The 20,892-nt window shown below is 62.1% G+C and carries 12 protein-coding genes and 1 pseudogene; 3 read left to right on the forward strand and 10 right to left on the reverse strand.

What is annotated here, in order from left to right:
* Positions 1-34 precede the first annotated feature (34 nt).
* The 8 genes and pseudogenes from EBB56_RS00305 to EBB56_RS00340 form a co-directional block, all read right to left on the reverse strand.
* A complete protein-coding gene (locus EBB56_RS00305) occupies positions 35-1,708 on the reverse strand; it encodes a BCCT family transporter (protein WP_124802288.1) in 1,674 nt (557 codons plus the stop codon).
* Positions 1,709-2,122: 414 nt separating this feature from the next.
* On the reverse strand, positions 2,123-4,315 hold the full coding sequence (locus EBB56_RS00310) for an OsmC domain/YcaO domain-containing protein (RefSeq protein WP_124802290.1): 2,193 nt from the start codon (positions 4,313-4,315) through the stop codon (positions 2,123-2,125).
* A gap of 140 nt (positions 4,316-4,455) precedes the next feature.
* Positions 4,456-6,174 carry a sodium:solute symporter family transporter gene (locus EBB56_RS00315; protein ID WP_124802292.1) on the reverse strand — a complete coding sequence of 573 codons (1,719 nt, stop codon included), beginning with the start codon at positions 6,172-6,174 and terminating at the stop codon, positions 4,456-4,458.
* Between the two features lie 188 nt (positions 6,175-6,362).
* On the reverse strand, positions 6,363-7,070 hold the full coding sequence (locus EBB56_RS00320; protein WP_162816532.1) for an oligogalacturonate-specific porin KdgM family protein: 708 nt from the start codon (positions 7,068-7,070) through the stop codon (positions 6,363-6,365).
* 316 nt (positions 7,071-7,386) lie between these two features.
* On the reverse strand, positions 7,387-9,159 hold the full coding sequence (locus EBB56_RS00325) for a sodium:solute symporter family transporter (protein ID WP_124802294.1): 1,773 nt from the start codon (positions 9,157-9,159) through the stop codon (positions 7,387-7,389).
* Between the two features lie 198 nt (positions 9,160-9,357).
* Positions 9,358-11,451, reverse strand: coding sequence for a heparinase II/III family protein (locus tag EBB56_RS00330; RefSeq protein ID WP_185696353.1), 2,094 nt, complete (start codon positions 11,449-11,451; stop codon positions 9,358-9,360).
* Between the two features lie 65 nt (positions 11,452-11,516).
* The gene (locus EBB56_RS00335; RefSeq protein WP_124802298.1) at positions 11,517-13,694 is read right to left on the reverse strand and encodes a heparinase II/III family protein; all 2,178 of its coding nucleotides are present in this window, start codon (positions 13,692-13,694) and stop codon (positions 11,517-11,519) included.
* Between the two features lie 112 nt (positions 13,695-13,806).
* Positions 13,807-14,580: pseudogene (locus EBB56_RS00340) on the reverse strand (SDR family NAD(P)-dependent oxidoreductase).
* A 357-nt stretch (positions 14,581-14,937) separates the two neighbouring features.
* Between EBB56_RS00340 and kdgR the strand changes: the two are divergent.
* Positions 14,938-15,723, forward strand: coding sequence for a DNA-binding transcriptional regulator KdgR (gene kdgR / locus EBB56_RS00345; RefSeq protein ID WP_108449877.1), 786 nt, complete (start codon positions 14,938-14,940; stop codon positions 15,721-15,723).
* Positions 15,724-15,847: 124 nt separating this feature from the next.
* Here kdgR and EBB56_RS21965 read toward each other — a convergent pair whose 3' ends face one another.
* On the reverse strand, positions 15,848-15,976 hold the full coding sequence (locus EBB56_RS21965; RefSeq protein ID WP_213228344.1) for a putative transporter small subunit: 129 nt from the start codon (positions 15,974-15,976) through the stop codon (positions 15,848-15,850).
* A gap of 54 nt (positions 15,977-16,030) precedes the next feature.
* On the reverse strand, positions 16,031-17,680 hold the full coding sequence (locus tag EBB56_RS00350) for a sodium:solute symporter family protein (protein ID WP_375037759.1): 1,650 nt from the start codon (positions 17,678-17,680) through the stop codon (positions 16,031-16,033).
* Positions 17,681-18,796: 1,116 nt separating this feature from the next.
* Here EBB56_RS00350 and EBB56_RS00355 point away from each other — a divergent pair.
* Together EBB56_RS00355 and EBB56_RS00360 are read left to right on the forward strand one after the other, a co-directional pair.
* Entirely contained in the window at positions 18,797-19,453 is a 657-nt protein-coding gene (locus EBB56_RS00355) for a response regulator (RefSeq protein ID WP_124802300.1), read from the forward strand.
* Entirely contained in the window at positions 19,450-20,808 is a 1,359-nt protein-coding gene (locus EBB56_RS00360; protein ID WP_124802302.1) for a HAMP domain-containing sensor histidine kinase, read from the forward strand. Before EBB56_RS00355 ends, EBB56_RS00360 begins: the two co-directional genes overlap by 4 nt.
* The last annotated feature ends 84 nt before the right edge of the window (positions 20,809-20,892 follow it).

The following is a 20,892-nucleotide window of genomic DNA, read 5'->3' on the forward strand; positions in this document are numbered from 1 at the left end:
CGATGGTTGGCGGTAAAGGACGACGACACGGGGTTCAAGCTCGATCATCACTATGCCTCTCGCCATTGGCTCCCTGGCGGCCGATCTTGTAAGGCACCATGCCTCGGTAGAAGACGCCGATCCTGTCGTTGTGCACACCGCCTTTCTTGGCGGACTTGAGCATCCGGTAGACCGACACCATGTAGGCGATACCCACCACGAAGAAGGGAGCGCCGACCACGATGGCGAGGCTTCTGATCGCGTCGAAGCCACCGGTCAACTGGAACATGATGCCGGTAAACCCGATCACCACGCCCCACAGCAGGCGCATCGACACCTTGGGGTTTTCATCGCCGTTGGAGACCTGCATGGCGGCAAAGAAGGACGCCGAATCGGAGGTCGTCACCGCGAAGATGACGATATTGAAAAGCACCCCCAGACTCAGCCACCAGCCACCCGGCATGCTCTCGAGCAGGGCATAGATCCCCGACTCGGGCTTTTGCTGCACGCCTTCCCATAGAGGCGCGATACCGGTGACCTCGACGTAGCCGGCGGAGCCTCCCCAGATGCTGAACCAGCCGATTGCCAGCAGCATGGGCACCAGGATCACGCCGACGATGAACTCGCGCAGGGTCCGGCCGCGGGAAATCCGCGCGATGAAGCCGCCGCAGAAAGGGATGTAGGAGATGTACCAGAGCCAGTAGAACACGACCCACCAACCGAGCCATTCACGCTGCTCGAAGTTGCCGGCATCGCTCCAGAACTGCAGCGCAAAGACCTCGCCGAAGTAGTCGCCGACCTGCTGGGTGGCAAGGTTCAGCAGATATTGAGTGGGCGCATGGCCGAAGAACAGCAGCGCCAGCAGAATCGCCCCAGCCATCACCATATTGGCCTGGCTCAGCACCTTGATGCCGCGCTCGACGCCGGTGGCTGCGGAAATCACGTAGGCCACGATCACCACGATCATCACCAGGGCCTGGCCAACGGGACCAAGGTCCCATCCGAACAAGGTCGCCAGACCGTAGTTGATGGAGGCCACCCCGAGCCCGATCATGGTGGCATTGCCGCCGATGGTGCCGATGATCCCCAGGGCATTGGCCAGGCGCCCCCAGACACTGGTGTTGCAGCGCTCTCCCAGGATGCCGTAGAGACCGGTGGCCACCGTCAGCGGCAGGCCCAGGCGGTAGGCCGGAAAGGCGATCGCCCAGGCGGCGATGGCAAACACCGCCCAGCCGTGCATGCCCCAGTCCAGCAAGGTCAGCTGGACGGCCTTGGCGACCCCGGCGGCTTCTCCCGTCGCCCCCATGTCGATGACGTGGGAGGACTGATAGAGGTGGGTCAACGGCTCGGCCACGCTGAAGAACACAAAGCCGATGCCAAAGCCGCAGCTGAACAGCATCGAGATCCAGGCGCCGTAGGAGAACTCCGGCACCTCATCGTCGGCGCCAAGCTTCAGATCACCATAGGGGCTGATCACCAGGTAGAGACAGAACAGCAGCGCACCCCCCATCCCCAGCAAAAAGCCCCAGCCGAAGTTGAAGATCAGAAAGTCACGGGTCGAGGACAACACCTGACCGATCAGGGTCGGAAAGAACAGCGCGCAAGCCATGATCAAGCCGTAGATCAGCAGCACAGGCCAGAACAGCGAGCGATCATACTGGCCGAAGATGCGGCTGACCGGTCCCGCTGGCGGATGGCTTTCGACATTCGTTATCGATTGTTGGGTCATCGAAAACTCCTTGGTGGATGACACCCGAAGGCGGTGACACGCCGCCAAGCCGCAACCCCGGCCCCCGCGACAACGCCGCCGACTTCGAGCAATAGCTGGCGTAAAACGCTTTGACTTCACGAAAATGAAAAATAGCAGCTATTTTTTCACCAACAAGAAACGACGCGGATTTATTTCAAGATTCTAGACCAAAGTTCTAGCCTGGTATCCATCGCTCAGATGCCGTCCAGCGCGCCAGGAAAGCGGCCCATATGCCGGAACATCAGCACCTTGGCGAGACAGGGGCGTCTGTCCCCGAGCGTTGTACGAAGCGCAGACGAAAACGCCCCCGACGAAGTCCGTCGGGGGCGTTGGTATTGAAGGCCGTCACAGGGCCTGGCCGTTACACCGGCGCCGGTGGCTGGGCTGGGCTGATCAGCTCTGGGCTTTGGCCAGCTGAGCCCTGCGCGCGTGCAGTTTCTTGTAGCTCTCGATCAGGCGCTGGTGCTTTTCCAGCCCTTCGAGCGCCATGCTGGTCGGGGTAAGGCCGGGGAAGCGCAACTCGCCGCTGACCACACCGACCACGCTGTCCATGGTCTCGTCCCCGAACATGCGGCGCAGGTTGTAGAGGAAGTCGTCGAGCTCTAGCTCGTCGTCCAGGGTGATCTCCAGCACCGCCCGCACCGCCTGGTAGTAAAGGCCACGCTCGACGGTGTTGTCGTTGTACTGCAGGAACATCTCGACCCGATCCAGCGCCTCCTCGTGCTGGCCGAGCGCCAGGTGGAGCATCAGCTTGAGCTCGAGGATGGTCAGCTGGCCCCACACGGTGTTCTCGTCGAACTCGATACCGATCAGGGTGATGATGTCCATGTGCTCGTCGATCTGGCTCTCTTCCAGCCGCTCGAGCAGATCCGCGAGCTGGTCGTCGTCGAGACGATGCAGATTGAGGATGTCCTCGCGGTAGTCCAGCGCCATGTTGGTGTTGTCCCACACCAGGTCCTCGACCGGATAGACCTCGGAATAGCCCGGCACCAGGATGCGGCAGACCGGCGCGCCCAGGTCCTCGTGGACCATCATGTAGGCTTCCTTGCCCATCTCCTCGAGGATACCGAACAGGGTCGCCGCCTCCTCGTCGTTGCTGCCGGAGAAGTCCCACTCGACAAACTCGACGTCGGGCCTGGCGCTGAAGAAGCGCCAGGACACCAGCCCAGAGGAGTCGATGAAGTGCTCGACAAAGTTGTTGGGCTCGGTCACCGCCAGCGAGTTGAAGGTGGGCGGCATGAAGTCATTGAGCCCCTCGAAACTGCGCCCCTGCATCAGCTCGGTCAGGCTGCGCTCGATGGCGACCTCGAAGCTCGGGTGGGCGCCGAAGGAGGCGAACACGCCGCCGGTCTTGGGGTTCATCAGGGTCACGCAGGCCACCGGGAACTGGCCTCCGAGGGAGGCATCCTTGACCAGCACCGGGAAGCCCTGGGCCTCCAGCGCCTTCACCCCTTCGACGATGTCCGGATACTTCGCCAGCACCTCCTCGGGCACGTCTGGCAGGGCCAGCTCCTGCTCGAGGATCTGGCGCTTCACGCCGCGCTCGAAGATCTCCGACAGGCACTGCACCTGGGCCTCGGCCAGGGTATTGCCGGCGCTCATGCCGTTGGACAGGTAGAGGTTCTCGATCAGGTTGGAGGGGAAGTAGATCACCTCGCCATCGGACTGGCGCATGAAGGGCAGCGCGACGATGCCGCGCTCGACATTGCCGGAGTTGGTGTCGATCAGGTGCGAGCCCTGAAGCTCGCCGTCGGGATCGAAGATCTCCAGGCAGTAGTCGTCGAGGATGCCCTTGGGCAGCTCGTCATTGGGCCCGGGCTTGAACCACTTTTCACAGGGATAGTGGACAAACTCGCTCGAAGCGATCTCCTGGCCGAAGAACTGATCGTTGTAGAAGAAGTTGCAGCTCAGGCGCTCGATGAACTCGCCCAGCGCCGAGCACAGAGCGCTCTCCTTGGTCGAGCCCTTGCCGTTGGTGAAGCACATGGGCGAGGCGGCGTCGCGGATATGCAGTGACCAGACGTGGGGCACGATGTTGCGCCAGGAGGCGATCTCGACCTTCATGCCGAGTTCGGCAAGCATTCCGGTCATGTTGGCGATGGTCTGCTCCAGCGGCAGGTCCTTGCCCTCGATCCAGGTGCTCTGGCCCTCTTCCGGCTCCGCCATCAGCAGCGCCTGGGCGTCCTCGTCGAGGTTCTCCACCGTCTCGATCTGGAACTCGGGGCCTGTCTGCACCACCTTCTTCACGGTGCAGCGCTCGATAGAGCGCAAGATGCCCTGGCGGTCCTTGTCGGACAGGTCTTCGGGCAGCTCTACCTGGATCTTGAAGATCTGGTTGTAGCGGTTTTCCGGGTCGACGATGTTGTTCTGCGACAGCCGGATATTTTCGGTGGGGATATCCCGGGCGACGCAATAGACCTTGACGAAGTAGGCGGCACACAGGGCAGACGACGCCAGGAAATAGTCGAAGGGGCTCGGCGCCGAGCCGTCACCCTTGTAGCGGATGGGCTGGTCGGTGACGACGGTGAAGTCGTCGAACTTGGCCTCGAGCCTCAGGTTGTCGAGAAAATTGACCTTGATTTCCATGGAGTCAGCACCGGAGTAATGGGTTTGGGTCGCCGGACACTCGCCACCGACAACGCCTTTGGGGCGCATTATCCAGTTTTCCCCCGGCGACGTCTTGGCCAGCCGGATGAAATTTGCTCGTGATGGCCTGGCGATAACCTCTATTGCTTCAGCAGTCGCGAGACAACCAACTGACACACGGCCACGATCATAAAGAAGCCGGCGCCGAGCCAGGTATCGGCGAGTACCGCCAACAGCAGCGATACCAGCGCGACGTACCGCACCAGTCGCGGCGCCAGCTTGCGCGACGGCCCACCGCTGTCCGGCGTGGTGTCCGCGGCCACCGGGCGCTCCAGCCGGGCAAACAACTCGTCGACCTCTGCCTGGCGGGCGGCGCTTCTGGGCGGTGCATGGACGAAACGCGCCAGATAGACGAAACCCACCACGCTGACGACCTGCAGCATCAGCGAGACCGCGAGCTTGATATCGACCAGTTGGGAGGGATGGATCGACGGCAGGCCGAGCCACTGGCCCAGGGCCTCGACGTCGAGCCACAGATAGCTCGTGGTGGTCACCAGGATACCCACCAGCACCCCGCCCCAACCGGCCCAGTCAGGGGCGCCGGTCCTGGCGATGGACAGCATGGCCGGCAGCGCCAGCGGCATCTGGAAGATCACTCCGAACATCACCATGATGTCGAACAGGCTGAGGTGGTGGACCTGGCCCAGGGCGATGGCCAACGTCACGATGATGCTGCCCTGAAGCACCCCGAAACTACGCCCGATGGCCACCAGGCGCTGGCCAAGCCGTTCGCTCGCCCCCAGCAGCGGCGTCAGCAGGCTGATGATCACCCCGGCGTCGCGGTTGAGCGAGGTGGTGATCGGCGCCACCGTGACCGCCAGCATCGCCGCCACCACCAGCCCCAGCACCCCCGGCGGCAGAAAGTCACGGATGAAGTGGACGTAGGCGGCGTTGGCGGCGTCCTCGCCAAGCGCCGGATAGAGCGCGGCCAGATCGATGCCCGCCTGCCCGATCAGCCAGGGCGGGATAAACCAGCTTACCGGCCCCACCACGAACAGGATCGAGGCCAGGGAGGCGGCCTTGCGCGCATCGCGATCACCATTGGTGGTAAGGAAGCGATAGCTGGAGGTGGCGTTGTTGATGCTGATGCATTGCTTGACCATCATCGCCGCCGACCACACGACCATGATGCCCAGGCTGTAGTCGTCGCCGCCGATCCAGAAGTCACGGCCGTCGCCGATCACGCTCATGTCGGTATCGGCGGCAAGCCACAGGCCAAAGCCACCGATGACGAAGGTCAGCACCGCCAGCTGGACCATCTGGATGAAGTTGTTGGCGGACACCACCCAGACCCCGCCGATCAGCGTCACGCAGATGATGACAGCACCGATCACCAGGGTGACGAAGGCCACCCGAACATCGAACACCGCGCCGAGAAACAGTGACACGCCATAGAGCGCGATGGAGGCGGTCATCAGGGTGAGAAGGATCTGGCTCACCACATAGAAGAGCTGGGTGAACCTGCCGTAGCGCATCCGAATGATCTCGGAGTAGGTGGACACCCGCAAACGCCGAAATCGTGGTGCAAAATAGAGCGCCGCCAGCAGAAACCCAAGCGCGTTGCCCCAGAAGATCATCAGCACCGAAAAGCCGTCCTCGTAAGCCTTCTGGGCGGCGCCGGTAAAGGTCCAGGCGGAGAACTGGGTCATGAAGGCGGTACTGCCCGCCATCCACCAGGGCACCCGCCCTCCTCCGCGGACGAAGCCGTCCGGCGTCTCGGCGCGGCGGCGATAGGCGATCACCGTGCCGACGATGACCATCAAGGCGAGCAACAGCGCGACCCTGTCGAGGGTAGGCATCGGGTGATTCTCCGCGAAAAAAGAGGCCGCCCGAGCCGAAACTTCCGCAGAATGTCCGGTCCCGGAGGACAGGCTCTTCTACAGGGCCGGCCCTGGACGGCAAGCGGCCTTGCGAGGTGAAGGCCGCCTTGTTGTCGGTCATGATCGAGGATCGAGCGAAGCGAGTGCTCACTTCGCCCGGCAGCGTTTCAGTAGTAGTACTTGAGGCCCACCCGAGTACGTAGCTGACGCGTATCGGAATCGGAGCTGACGCCGACATCTGACAGATCGAAATACGGCATCCAGGAGCCGAAGCGTCGTCCGGCCCCGAAGATCGCATCGTAGGCCTCCCGGCCGTTGTCGAAGATGTCCCGGTCCTCGTTGTGGTTGTAGTTCAACTCCAGCCAGTAGCGATAATCCCCGGGACTATAGCTCATCACAAAGGTGATCTTGTTCTGCACATAGTCTTCGCGATCGTCGTCACTGTAGCTGGTGTACTGACGGCGATAGCGCAGCGTGGTGGTCAGCGGCAGGCTGCTGGCACGATAGCCGATGCGAAACTGCGGCTTGAGGCTGTTGTTGCCGTCGCCGAAGGTGATCGGCATGCCGGGCTGGATGTACCAGTTTTCATCGAGGGGGTACTTGATGCCCCAGTCGATCTCGCTGTCACCACGGCCTAGGTCGGAAAAGGCGCCCTGGGTGCCATCATCTTCGCTTTGCCCAGCGAACTTGGCCTCAAGTCCGTAGTAGAAGATGCCCATGGAATCGCTGACCTTGACCCGGTTGGCGTGCTGTTCGGTGTGATGCTTGTACTCGTGTCGATAGTCGAGGGTGATCGCTTCAACGCTGGTAGAAATGACACTGGTGGACATGAACGCAGCGGAAGACAGAACACCGAGGATAAATTTCTTGCTCATTGGTTCACTCATTGTACTTGTTGCTTTGACGTCGACTTTTTCGGCAGAGACGGCCCATCGGTCCTGAACATATCTGGCGCCCCGCAGGGGCCGATGTTCAGACGATCGATACAAGGCCCGCTGGATAACGGCCTACCCTCTTGAGGGAAGCGAAAGTGGCCATGGTCCGGCGTCTCGAGAAAGTGTTGGGCGGGGTACCGAGCCTCGCAGAGGCTCGGGTCCAGGACCGCCGACAGCAGAAGTCCGGTCTTCCTGCTGTGGTCAATATTGAGTGGCATGATGGATCTCCTTGTTGCTTGTTGTGTCTTCAAGGGTGCTAGGCGTATTCCTCCTTCTTGCTGCTGTTGGTGGTCTTCTGAATGGAGCCGATCAGTACCAGACCGATCGCCAGGATGATGCCGCCGCACACCACAAAGGTGACGCGTCCCCACAACGGATTGGGCAGCAGGAACATCAGGGTCACGCCGAGGCCGGCAACGATGATCAGGTAGCCAAGGATGTTGCGCTGACGGTTGTCCACCTCGACCTGTTCGTCCTTTCCGGTGACCACCGGGGTGTCGCGGTTGGTGAAGAAAGTGTCGACCTCGACCTGACGCTCGGGGCTGTGGCCGCGGTAGAACAGGCAGGTCGAGACGAAGAAGCCACCGGTGATCACGACGTGGGAGATGATGCCCACCGCGACCTTGAGATCGGCCCATTCACGTCCGGTCAGAGCGGTGTCGAGCTGGAAGGTGTTCTGGATGAATTCCGCCGTCATCACCACGCCGACCAGGTAGGACACGATGCCGCCGACGATCAGGGTGGCCCAGGCCGACCAGTCCGGGGTCTTGCGGATAAAGAAGCCGAGCAGTGCGGGAATCGTCATCGGCAGGCCGATCAGGGCGCCGACGTACATCATGGCGTCGAACAGGCTGAGTCCCTTGAGCGAATTGATGAACAGGGCAAAACCGATGATGGCCAGACCGAACACCGTGGACGAGATCTTGGAGACCAGTACCAGCTCCTTTTCGCTGGCGTTGGGACGCAGGATGACTTCATAGAAGTTCTTGACGAAGATGCCGGAGTTGCGATTCAGACCGGAGTCCATGGAGGACATGGTGGCGGCGAACATCGCCGAGATCAGAAGCCCGAGCATACCCGCCGGCATGTACAGCTCGACGAAGCTCATGTAGGCGAAGTCGGCCGCCTTGGCGCCGGCTTCGGGATACAGCGCCCCCAGATCGACGCCTTCACTGGCCATGAACCAGCTCGGCATGAACCAGATGAAGGGCCCCATGGTCATCAGCACGCAGGCCAGCAGGCCGGCCTTCCTGGCGTTCTTCGAGTCCTTGGCGGCCAGGTAGCGATAGGAGTTCAGCATATTGTTGGTGATGCTGAACTGCTTGATGAAGATACAGAAACCCCAGATCGCGAAGATCGACAGATAGTTGATGTTGTCGCCGATAAAGAAGTCGACCGGGAAGTTGTCCACGATATTGGTGGCACCACCGGCTTGATAGACGGCGACGATGGCGCAGGTGATGGTCACCGACATGATGATCACCATCTGCATGTAGTCCGAGGCGATAACTGCCCAGGACCCACCCGTCACCGACATGAACAGCACCACCAGACCGGTGATGATGATGGTGGTCTCCATGTCATAGCCGAACAGGCCCGAGGCCACGATCGCCAGACCGTTGAGCCAGATGCCCGCCGAGATGACGCTGTTGGGCATGCCTGACCAGGTGAACACCTGCTCGTTGACCTTGCCGAACCTGAGACGAATGGCCTGAATCACGGTGATCACGCGCAGTTGACGGAAGCGCGGTGCGAAATACAGATAATTCATCAGATAGCCAAAGGCATTGGCCATGAAGATGATGGCGACCGCAAAGCCATCGTCATAGGCCTTGCCGGCAGCACCGGTAAAGGTCCAGGCGCTGAACTGGGTCATGAAGGAGGTGGCGCCGACCATCCACCACAGCATCTTGCCGCCGCCGCGAAAGTAATCACTGGTATTCGAGGTAAAGGTCCTGAACATCCAGCCAATCGCAATCAGAAAGAGGAAATAGACCCCCATGATGATCGTATCGATATCTAGACTCATGTTGGCGAACTCGTGTTGTCGTTGTACTTCCACTCGGAAAACTGGAGCCAATCACTTCCGGGACATGGCGTTGTCTGAATTTCGGGCATAAGGAGGCCATGCCCGGAGAGCCGAAATTTCAGCTTTCCGAACCATTAACGCTTTTATTTCGAGGTATTACTGAACGGAACGAGGCGTTGTTGCCTCAACATGGAAAGATCATTTCATATATCCCCCTCCCTTCAGACTGACGTAGTCGGAGCCGGAGGCAGCGTTCGGGTCGATGACCAGCGTCTCGCGCCTCCAGGGGAAGGTAAGCCTTACCTCGATCCGCTCATCGGCCAGGCGGTCGAACTCCACCGACTTGAGGGTCGGCCTGGCATTCAGACAGGCTTCATGGGCTTCATCAAAGTGACCGTGCTGCTCGAAGACATTGACGAACACGGTCGCCTCGGCGTGGCTTCTCGCCATGACCTTCTTCTCATGGCGCAGATTGCGCTCAGGATCGTTGGCGCCGACCAATAGCTGCATGGCGCTCGCCGGGTGCTGCGAGCGCTGGTGCCAGGTGATGAAACGGTCGCCATCCAGCCAGGTCATCGCGTGGCTGCTGGGGCCTTCCTGGGAGCCCCGCTGCTCGCCCACCACCCACAGGTGCTGATAGCCATCGGCCTCTCCGAGCACCTCGAGGGTGTCGCGGGCGGCGTAGCCCCCCCACCACTTGATGACCTGGCCGGTGAAGTTGAACACGTAGTCGTAGCAGTGACGCTCATGGCCGCTGGCCTCGACGATATCGACCAGCAGCGGATGCTCGCTCAGCTCGGTCGTCAGCAGCAGGCAGTGGCGACGCAGGCTGACTCCCGGATAGGCGTCATCGGTCGAGCAGCACACCGCGGTGACGCCATCCACGTCGCTGCGATCGATGAACTGCTCGATGCGCCCGGCGCTCTGATCGGCCAGGCGATGGTCGCCCCGGTGCTGACTGGCCTGGTCCACCACCACCAGATTGTGGGCGACGGACTGCTTGGCGTAGCCCTCGTTCTCGGCCAGGTAGCGCCCGCCGAACTTGGGCTCCACGTTGACCCAGCGGCAATAGCCATACTCGTTGAGGCGCTCGCGCCCAGCGCTGAACAAGGACAGGCCCAGCAGATCGAAGTGCCCATGCCCCATGCCGTGCTGGCCGGCCGCCACCACCAGATGGTGGCGCTGCGCCCCCTCCCCCTGCTTGAGGTGAGCCTGTCCCCCTGCGCCATCACTCAGAAGTGCGCTGGGGATCGTGGCAGAGGCCGACGACCGAGCGACGGCCTCGGCCAGATCCACGCCGAAACCATGGGCCCAGGTGCCACGCTGCTGGGCCGCCATGGCGACGAGTTCCGGGTCGGCACCGTGGCGGCCAATGTGTACCGCCAGCGCGATCCGTACGCCTTCGTCGTCGATGTCCATGGTGCGCGAGGCGTCATTGAGGGCGGGAAAGGTCCCGTCCGGGTAGGCAGTCGCCAGCAGCGCCCGGATGGACTTGCCGATTCGTCCGTCCGACCGTTCATGGATCGCCAGTTCGGGCCGATGCAGCGCCAGCGCCTCGGTGAACAGACACAGCGGGTGGATGGCAAAGCGGTGGTAGTAGGGCCCTTCCACGTAGTAGCCATCGGCCGAGAACAGAGTGTCGATCTGGGCCAGAAAGCCGCCGGTTTCTCCACTGCCATCATTGCCGAGGATCGCCTTGTCGACGACGTCCTGGCGGCCGATGACCAGCGCGCAGATACCCGCCGCGGCCACCGCCCACAGGCCGTGGTTGTGGATGCGATCGAAGTCGTGCTCGTAGGTAACGGTGAACATCTCGAGCATGGGCTCGAAAAGCCCCTGCTCGATGCGTGTGCGCTGGTCGTTGCTCAGGTCTTCGCGCAGCAATGAATAGCCGAGCGAGGCCCCCAGCAGCCACATCTGCTCGTTGAGAATCTGGTGGAACAGCTTGCCCGGCGGGTTGGTGTTCCTGGCCACCTGATAGGGCATGCCCCGATAGATCTCGGCGTAGGCAAGCAGCAGATCCCGGGCAACGTCCAGACAGGCGGAATCTTCCCTCACCCGCCCCACCAGCGCGGCCTGCTCGATCAGCTTGCCGTTGTGCTTGTGGGTGTTGTGCTCGAAACTGCCCGCTTCGCCCTGCCCGGGCACCACGATCCCTGCGGCCATGGCGTCATCGACCCGCTCGCCAAGCTCGTCCAGGGTCACGCCGAGCCGGCTCGCGCTACCGACGTGCTCGGCCATCCGCGCCAGGTCGTCCCGCGTCCACAGTAGTCCCATCATCGTCTTCGACATCTTCTGACTTCTCACTGATTGTTGCCGCGGCGATGCGTCTCGCCGGTCAGATTTCCTGACGCACATCAGGAGGCGTCCTCGACGGCGCTGAGGCTGACCCAGCCATCCCAGGCCAGGCTGTTCCCGTCGATGTTGACCTGGTGATGACCGCCCTGCTGTCGCGCCCAGGCCAGGTGATAGGCCTTGCCCGAATCCAGCGTCAGGGTCACGACCAGGTGGGTCTCGTCGGCGGCCGCGATGGCCACCCGCGCAAGGCTCGGCCGCGCTCCGCGCGAGATCTCGCGCGCCTCGTTGAAGTAGCCGTGGGTCTCGATGACCGTGGCGAAGATATGCCCACGCCCCGAGGAACGCGCCATCAGGTAGGGTTCGTTGCGCAGGTTATTGTCGGGGTCGGCCGCGCCGATCAGCCCGTATCCCACGCTGAAGCGGTTGCTGGACGCCAGGTGGGCGGTGGAGAAGGTGTCACCGTCAAGCCAGGTGACATGGGCACATTGGTCGGGCTCGATCGTCGCGCTCTCGGACAGCTTCCACAGGTGCTGGTAGCCGTTGGCGCTGCCCAGCGCCGCCGGCGCCGCGACCGGCTCGAGTGTCGGCCGTGTGGTCATCAGCTGGCCATTGATGTGCAGCGGGCTGTCGTAGCGATGCGTCTGGTCACTGTCGGCGCACTGGATGTCGACCAGCAGCGGTTCAGCGATCTCGGGCAGGCTCACCAGCGCCACGCTGCGCTGCAGCTCGACGCCTTCGTAGTAGCCGCTCAAGCGCGCGCTGACGGCCTGAACCTCCGGCCGGGACGTCTCGAAAAACACCAGCTTGCCATGATTGTCACAGGCCCGCGGGGTGCTGAAGCCGTGCTGGGACTGCTCATCAACAACCAGCGTATTGTGGGCCACCGTTTGCTTGGCATAGCTCTTGTTCTCGGCGGTATAGCGCCCGCCGAACTTGGGCTCGATATTGACCCAACGACAGAAGCCGTAGTCGGTGAGGGTCTCGCGGCGTCCGTTGTAGAAGCCCAGATGCAGGCCGTCGAAGTGGCCGTGATCGAGGGCGCTGTGCAAGTTGGGGTCGCTGCCGTGCTGACCGAAGGTCAGATAGGCCATGGCCTCGTGCCCCGCCTCGGTGGCGGCGCGCAGCACCCCGATGCCACCCAGGCCGCCGTCGCTGCCATCGGTGATGAACAGGCTGTCGCGCGGGGCATGCGCCTGGCCGCCGCTCTCCAGGTAGCTGGCGAGTTGCGGCAGCGTGGCGAGGTAAGAAAGCGGTGTCGACTGGTCGAGCAGGATCTCGCGCAGGGCCAGCGGCAGATCGCTCTGACGGTAGCGACCGACCAGGGTCATCGCTCCGAGGATGGCGCCCTCGTCGGCAAGCCCCATCGTCCTGGAGCTGTCGTTGATGGCGATGAATCGTCCGTCCTCGAAGGTCAGCTCATTGAGACAGGCGATCGCCTTGCCGATGATACCGTCGCGATAGCCGAAGATGCCGGTGTCGTTGCCGCTCTGATAAAGCGCCTCGGCCAGCAGGATCATCGGGCGCAGGGCAAAGCGGTGGTAGTAGGGCCCTTCCAGGTAGTAGCCGTCCGGCGAGAACAGCCGGTCGAGCTGGGCGTAGAACCCGCCCGACACTCCGTCGCCGGCGTTACCGTACAAGGAGCGATTGACCAATTCCTTGTCGCCCAGCACCAGACCGGCGAAGGCGCCTGCGGCCACCGACCAGATGCCATGATTGTGGATGACGTCGAAGTCGTCGGCGTTGTGATCGGCGATTAACTGGACCATGGGCACCAGCAGGCGCTGTTCGATATGCCGTCGTTCCTCTTCGCTCAGCGCGTCGCGCACGTTGCTGTAGGCATCACTGCCGTACAGCAGCCACATGCTCTCGTTCAGACACTGATGAAACAGCCGACCGGGCGGATTGCTGTCCTTCGACACATGGGACGGCAGCGACTCGTAGATGTCGGCATAGCCCAGCAGCATCGACCTGACAAAGGCCAGATAGTCGGGATGTTCGGTCAACAGCCACAACTGCGAGGCAAGATGCAGTTGCTGGTAGTTCTGCTTGTGCCGGGTGTGCTCGGCGCCCCCCGCCTCCCCCTGCCCGGGGATCTGGGGGGGCTCGCCAAGACATGGACGCAGTCTTACCTGATCCAGAATGATCTGCTCCTGATACAGCGCAGGCAGGCGCTTGCTTTCGAGCGCTTCGCGCAGTTCCTGAATCTCGCTTTTGGTAAACAGCAAGGCGTTATCCATGTTCTCGACTCACTTCATCTATTCGGTGGGTGGCGGTGCGACGCGGGGGCGACGGATCGCCGAGTCGCCACGTCGTCTGACGAAGGCGACTCGGCCTGGAGGGCGGCTGCCGTCAGGGGCACATCTGGCCGCCATTGACGTCGAGCACCTGACCGGTGACGTAGCCGCTCGCCGTGTGGGAGGCCAGGAAGACGTAGGCCGGGGCCAGCTCAGCCGAGGAACCGAAGCGCCCCATGGCGATGGTGCCGCTGATCTTGTCCCGCGTGCCCTGGTCCTTGTCCTCGTGGAAGGCGGTATCGATGGTCCCGGGCGCCACCGTGTTGAAGCGGATGTTGTCCTTGGTGAACTCCTTGACCCAGTTGCGATGCAGGTTGTGGACCATGGCCTTGCTGCCACCGTACAGCGATGCACCTGGACCGCCGCCTTCACGCGCGGCGATGGAGCCGGTGCTGATCACGCTGCTGGTTTCCCCGCTCTGCTCGGCGGACCGGCGCAGGTAGGGAATGGCGTACTTGGTCACCATCACCACCGAGCGAATATTGAGATCCAGCACCTGATCGAAGAAGGCATCGTCGATGCTCTCGAGTCCGTTGCGTCCCCCGAGGCCACCGGCGTTGTTGATCAGTACATCGATGCCACCGAGGTGCTCCGCGGCGGACTCGACCAGCGACTTGCACGCATCGCTTGAGCGCACATCGGCCTAAAAATAGGCCACATCGGCGCCAGCCTCGAACTGCTCCAGCACCGCCTGGGCGGTATCGGCAGGGCGGCTGCCATGGATCGCCACCCTGGCGCCGGCGCTGGCCAGCGACTTGGCGGCTTCCAGTCCGATGCCAGCGGTCGAGCCGGTTACCAGAATCTTCTTGCCTTTCAGATCGTCAAACATGGACTTGCCTCATGGGTTGTCATGGGAGGAGCGTCGGCCGCCATTGCCAATATTTGTCATCAGGTGTCGTGCAAAAGTCGCCAAACCCGCCCACAGCGCCTGTAAATAAGCATTTAGCGGCAGTCGCCAGAAGCTCGATTTGTAAATATTTGGATAGCGTTTCAGCAACGCTAGCAACGATGCATATTTTTTAAAACGCTATTTCAGATACTGTTTGATCATAAGCTTATTCTAAAAACGAATTTGTAGATTTTGCGCGGGTTCCCGTTGTAGGAGATTGCAGACATACGACAAAAGACGTATAACTCGAAACCAAGAGATAAAACCCTATTTCACAATTTCTGGAATCTTGGCCCTATGGCTACTGAAGCGAAGGTCGACAACGTCACAGCGGTACTCAAGGTCATGGCGATCCTGGAGGCTCTGGATGAGGGCGGAGAATCCAGCCTGGCGGTGCTGTCCCAACGCGCCGTGATGTCAAAGAGCACCGCCTATCGCTTTGTGCAGACGCTCAAGAACCTGGGCTACGTCGCCCAGAATCCGGAAAGCGAGAAATACCGGCTGACGATGAAGGTCTTTGCGCTTGGCAGTTCGGCGCTCGGCAAGGCCGACCTGATCAAGATGGCCGATCCCGACATGGCGGCACTGTCCGAGCTGACCCGCGAAGCCGTGCACCTGGGCACCCTGGACACCTCCACCGCCGAAGTGATCTACGTGCACAAGTACAACTCTCACTTCAACCTGTGCATGCACACCCGCATCGGCGACCGTAGCCCGGCCTACACCAATTCCATCGGCAAGGCCCTGCTGGCCCACCTGCCCCCAGCACAGCTCGACGCCCTGCTCGCGAACGTCAAGTTCGAACCACGCACCCAGAACACCGTGACCACCGAAGCGGCACTGCGCGAAGAGCTGGCCGAGATCGCCGAGAGCGAGCTGTCCGAGGATCTCGAAGAGATGGATGAAGGCGTCTGCTGCTTCGCCACCCCGATCTTCGATCACACCGGGCGCGCCATCGCCGCCCTGAGCATGTCGATCCCGAGCATCCGCTACCACCAAGACAAGACTTCGGAGTACAAGCGCATTCTGGTCGAGGCCGGTCGCAACATTTCGGGCAACCTGGGCTACCTGGCGCGGCGCTGACGCGACCTCCCTGCCCTGCCGCCTGCCATGACGAAAGAAGCCGCCCCTTGGGGCGGCTTCTTTGGTTGCGGCCTGTCCCTCGCATCAAGGGCAGGTGTCGCAACGGGTCAGTGCGAGTTGCGCCTCACACCAGGGTGCGGTGGCCCTTTTTCGCCTCACGACGATCGCGGGCAACGGCGCGGCAGATCAGCAGCAGCACGCCCAGGGTGAGCGCAGGCCAGATCAATACGTAAAAGCCAAAAAGCAGAGTCATGGGGAATCTCCGTCGGTGGGCGCCGCCAGCCTGCGGCGCCCGTCAAACAAGGGTTCAGCGCTGGGTCGCAAGCCCTGCCGGGGCGGACTTGGACGGGCGCTCGTCGGCTACCGTCACGGCCTCGGCGGCATCATAGTTGCCGACCCGCTCGGCGATGGTGTCGAAGTCGAACCGCTCGCGGCTGGCGAGGCTCATCACCACGCACACCAGGGTGCTGGTGCCGTAGGCGGTCAGCGACGCCAGCAGCACCGTGTACTCCCTGAGGAAACCGGTGGCGAACACCAGCATGGCGACAAAGGCAGCAAGCCCGGCGACGGCGCCGGCCACGCGGCCGAGGAAGCCGAACACCATCAGCGCGATGATGATGCCGCCACCGATGCTGGCCAGGAACTCGAAGCCAAGACCGGCCACACCGGTCATCGGCAGCCATTCAAAACGCGCCACGCAGAAGGTCACCATGGCCACCAGCACCGAGGTGGTGAAGGCCGCGTTGGTGACCCGGCTCCAGAAGCAACTGGCGATCACCGGGAAGACGATGGCTCCCCACAGTGCCCCGACGAAGACCAGCATCACCAGGATATCCAGCGAGAAGCTGGCGAAGACGATACCGATGGCGGTGGCCACGATCATGGTGATGCGCCCTACCAGCAGCATGCGGCGGGGGTCGGCCTTGCCTCGAGCGATGTTCTTGCCGTAGACGTCGGCCATCATGATCGCCGACAGTGCCGACAGGTCGGAATCGGCGGTCGAGGACAGCGAACCGATCACCAGAATAAAGAAGGCAGCGATGAACACCGGCGGCAGGTAGCTGGACACCATCTGCGGGATCAGGTTGTTCATGTCACCGTTGAGCGGCTCGACCCCCAGGGTCAGCGCCATCAGGCCGATCATGCCAAGGCCGATGACGATGGCCCCGTAGCCCACGGTGGCGGTGAGGAAGGTCGGCTTGATGTGATCCTCGTTCACCGCGAACAGACGCTGGGAGATGGTCTGGTTACCGATGGCATAGGCCAGCACCGCAACGAAGAAGGGTGCGCCCTGATTGAGGATGGCGTCCATCGAGAAGAAGTTGGCCTGCTCGGCGGTGAGGTTGTCGAGCCCGGCCACCAGTTCAGTGGGCCCGCCCATGGCAAAGAACACCGCCGGGATGATCACCACGGCGATCGCCATCAGCGCCACCAGTTGGGCGAAGTCCGTCAGCACCGAGGCGCGGAAGCCCGACCATAGCGTGTACAGCAGCACCCCGACACCGGCGATGATGACGCCGGCCTGGAACGACAGCGGCGACAGCACCGATACCAGCGCCCCGGCGGCGGTGAAGTTGACCATCAGGCTGATGATGCTGCCCAGCAGGTTCGATAGCGCCAGGATCAGCTGGCTGGAGGAGCCGTGGCGAGCGTGGATCAGTTCGCCCAGGGTGTGGGCGTTGGGCGCCAGCCGCCGGAAGCGGCGGCCGAACGGATAGATGAACAGGATCATCAGCGCGCCCCACAGCCCGTAGTGGATCGGGCCGGACACACCATAGGTATAGCCGGAAGTGGCAGCGGCGTAGAAAGAAGCGGCCCAGATCCAGGTGGCCGTCATGCTGGCGGCACCGATGCCGAAGCCGACCCGGTGGTTCGAGACCATGAAGGCGTCGGCGTCTTCCTTCTTCTTGCGGATGCTCAGGGTCAGCAGGTAGGTGCCGCCATAAAAAGCGATCATCAACAGGATGACCGTCAGGGTCGAAAACTGGTGGAGGGAGGCGCTATTCAAGGGCAATTCTCTTGTTGGTGGAACACAGGCGAGCGACGGTTCATGCGAACGCATGCCGGCACTTCACCGCGAAAAACTCACTAGACGAGCACGACAACGCCACAGGAATTCCGCCCACGAAAAGGACGAAGCTTCCTCGGGGTCATTGAAGTCTCAAGGGCCGAAATAAAACGGATTACTGCCGCTTTTTCGGTACAGAAAGGCGTCGGGACGCGCCGCAGCACATGGCCAGCCATTGCAGCAGAGGCAGACGGGCCGACATTGCGACAACCGGCGGGGCGTATCGAAGACGCCAGCAGACCACAGGTGGGTCAGGGAGGCGGGCGGCGCGGCATGCAGCGGCCCTGGTCGGTGTAGTGGGGCGACATCTCGGTCCTCTCCAGCGACAACGCAGGAACAGCATTAGACAAGACAAACAGGTCCCCGCCGGGCCATTGGCCCCGGGGTAATCCAGTCGGGAAGGTGCCACATCCATCCAGCGATGGCACTTCTCCTGGCGGTATAACGCCAGCTTGGCATCGGATCGCGAGCCAGGATAAGGGCTCGGCGTCCAGAGCGACGTGAGGCCTGTAAAAGGCGGGATAAAACCATCGCTGCGGCGCACACACCCTACTGTGCTGTGCAGAAAATGTCCAACCTGACGGACGAAGGATAATTTACCCATTTTCGACCAGACGTCAAGATAGCGGAATTCTCTCGGATGGTGGCGTAAAACCTTCGGCAATCTCGCTCTTCCCTTCCACACGCATCGCCTCCGGTAGCCGATCGAAAATCCAGACAACAAGAAGCAGGTACTGCCTGGCCATTTTCATCAGCGACACGCTTTGCGTTGGTCCCTATTACTGAAGGCTATCCTGCCCATCTACGCGTCAGCTTCCCCATGTGAGGTCAACGAGGAGAAGCGGCAAATGATAATCCTTACCAATTATTCACTCACCAACTTCCAATGTGCGAAGCAACAAAGTCTGCTTTGATCAGGAAAGGGGCGGGACAGGGCGCCGGGAAAAACCCAACGATCGGTGGTAGGCTTTTGTCGATATCAGACGCCAGTTTCGGAATATCGACGTGAGAATCCTGTTTATTGAAGATGACGATATCCTCGGAGATGGACTCTCCGAGGGGCTATCGCTGCTCGGCCATCAGGTCGACTGGCTGACCCGTGGCGACACCGCGGCCCACGCCCTTGCCGACAACGCCTTTGACGCGGTCATCCTCGACCTGTCCCTGCCGGGCTTTACCGGCATGGAGCTGCTTAGGCGCTGGCGGGACGAGGGGTTTCGTGAACCGATTCTGGTACTGACCGCCGACGAGGATACCCGTCGCTGCGTCGAGGCCCTCAACGAGGGGGCAGACGATTACATCACCAAGCCCATCGACCTGGACGAGCTGGACGCTCGCCTCAAGGCGCTGCTGCGCCGAGCCCGTGGACATGCGGACAATTTGCTGGAATGCGGCGACATCCGTCTCGACCGAAGCGACAGGCTGGCGTGGCTCGGTGGCGAACCGCTGGACCTCTCGGCCTACGAATACGTGGTACTCGAAAGCCTGCTGGAGCGACCTGGCCGCGTGGTCGCCCGCAGTCAGCTCGAAGCGCGTCTGTACGGCTGGGACGATGGTCCCGACAGCAACAGCCTGAGCGTGCTGATCCACAAGCTGCGCAGCAAGCTCGGTGACCACAGGATCGAGACGTTGCGCGGGTTAGGCTATCGGGTGTCGCCATGAGCACCTTCTATACCGGGCTACGCAAGCGCGTGGTACTTCTGTCGTGCCTGTTGATCGTGCTGACCTGGATCGCCAGCTCGCTGGCCACTCGTTCCGGTATCGAGCAAGCCTCCAAAGAGCAGCTGGCCCAGCGGGCCCAGGCGGTGGCCTGGCTGATGTTGCGCGCCGCCAGCCAGACCGACGAGCCTGTCACCGGAGACGCCCTGATCCGCCAACTGAACCAGATCGGCGAAAGCCTGGGCGAAACGATGTCCTACGAATTCGGTCGCTCTTCTGGCGACCAGGCACTGCGCTCCTCCTCCTTTCCAGACCTATCAGAAGAGGCAGTCGACGGCTTCTCCCGTCATTCCCAGGGAGACGAACGCTGGCGCGTCTTTACCGCAGTGAGTGAAGACCAGCAGACCTGGTCTCGCGTCGCCTTTACACCGGCCGAGCCCAAGCCGCTGACCGAGATGTTGCTGCTGACGCTGCAGCAGCCGCTGGTATGGGCCATCACGCTTCTCGGTCTGCTGGCGATCGCTATTCAGAATCGGTGCTTTACCCCGCTCAAGAAGATCGAGGACGCGCTCGCAAATCAAGACCTGCTCAACCCTCGCCCCCTGGCGCTGGATCCGGCGCGACTGCCCCGCGACGTGCGCCCACTGGTGACCCAGCTCGACCGGATTCTTGACCAGACCAAGAACCTGCTGGAAGAGCAACGCACCTTCGCCTACGGCGTCGGACATGAGCTGCGCACCCCCCTGGCCGGCTGTCTCAGCCAGGTCCAGGTGGCCCAGCGCATCGAGGACCCTTCCCGCCTCAAGCAATCGCTTGCCAAGGCCGAGCGCGCCCTGTTGCAAATGACCCAGCTGGTGGATCAATTGCTGCTGCTGGCCCGCACCGACCCGTCCGCGCCGCTGGAGAATCCTTCCCGCATCACCCTCAGCGCTCTGGTGCAAGAGAGCATCGAACGGCGCACCGTCACCGCCCAGCGTGAAGGGGTGGTGCTCAAATGGCGTGTCGACGGCCCCCACGACTCCGAGATCGAGGCCAAGCCTGAGCTGGTGCGCACTCTGCTGACCAACCTGATCGACAACGCCATCCGCTACTCGCCTCGCGGCGGCGAGATCCTCACTCGGGTGAACTGCAGTGACGACAGGTGGCTGGTACTCAGCGTGTCCGACCAGGGCTCGGGCATCGATGCCAAAGAAAGTAACCAGATCTTTTCGCCCTTCTATCAGAGCGAGACCGGCAAGAGCAGCGGGCTGGGCCTGGCCATCGTGCGCGCCATCGTCAAGGCCCACGGCGGTGACGTCTCCGCCCACCGCAGGCCGATGCTGGGCACCGAGATCCGTGTGGTGCTGCCCCGGGCCTGATCTTCGGCACCAGCCCTGAGCACGACACCGTGGATATTCGCCGCGAAACGTGCGTCTTGCGACCTACAACTTGATGGCGGTACG

The organism is Halomonas sp. YLB-10, from assembly GCF_003856855.1.
Taxonomy (GTDB): Bacteria; Pseudomonadota; Gammaproteobacteria; order Pseudomonadales; family Halomonadaceae; genus Halomonas; species Halomonas litopenaei.

Excerpts from the sequence above, each read along its gene's own strand:
- EBB56_RS00350 (WP_375037759.1), bottom strand. The coding sequence starts at position 17,680 with ATGATCGCTTTTTATGGCGGCACCTACCTGCTGACCCTGAGCATCCGC.
- EBB56_RS00305 (WP_124802288.1), bottom strand. The coding sequence starts at position 1,708 with ATGACCCAACAATCGATAACGAATGTCGAAAGCCATCCGCCAGCGGGA.
- EBB56_RS00335 (WP_124802298.1), bottom strand. The coding sequence starts at position 13,694 with ATGGATAACGCCTTGCTGTTTACCAAAAGCGAGATTCAGGAACTGCGC.
- EBB56_RS21965 (WP_213228344.1), bottom strand. The coding sequence starts at position 15,976 with ATGACTCTGCTTTTTGGCTTTTACGTATTGATCTGGCCTGCGCTCACC.
- EBB56_RS00320 (WP_162816532.1), bottom strand. The coding sequence starts at position 7,070 with ATGAGCAAGAAATTTATCCTCGGTGTTCTGTCTTCCGCTGCGTTCATG.
- EBB56_RS00360 (WP_124802302.1), top strand. The coding sequence starts at position 19,450 with ATGAGCACCTTCTATACCGGGCTACGCAAGCGCGTGGTACTTCTGTCG.
- EBB56_RS00330 (WP_185696353.1), bottom strand. The coding sequence starts at position 11,451 with ATGTCGAAGACGATGATGGGACTACTGTGGACGCGGGACGACCTGGCG.
- EBB56_RS00325 (WP_124802294.1), bottom strand. The coding sequence starts at position 9,159 with ATGAGTCTAGATATCGATACGATCATCATGGGGGTCTATTTCCTCTTT.
- EBB56_RS00315 (WP_124802292.1), bottom strand. The coding sequence starts at position 6,174 with ATGCCTACCCTCGACAGGGTCGCGCTGTTGCTCGCCTTGATGGTCATC.
- kdgR (WP_108449877.1), top strand. The coding sequence starts at position 14,938 with ATGGCTACTGAAGCGAAGGTCGACAACGTCACAGCGGTACTCAAGGTC.
- EBB56_RS00310 (WP_124802290.1), bottom strand. The coding sequence starts at position 4,315 with ATGGAAATCAAGGTCAATTTTCTCGACAACCTGAGGCTCGAGGCCAAG.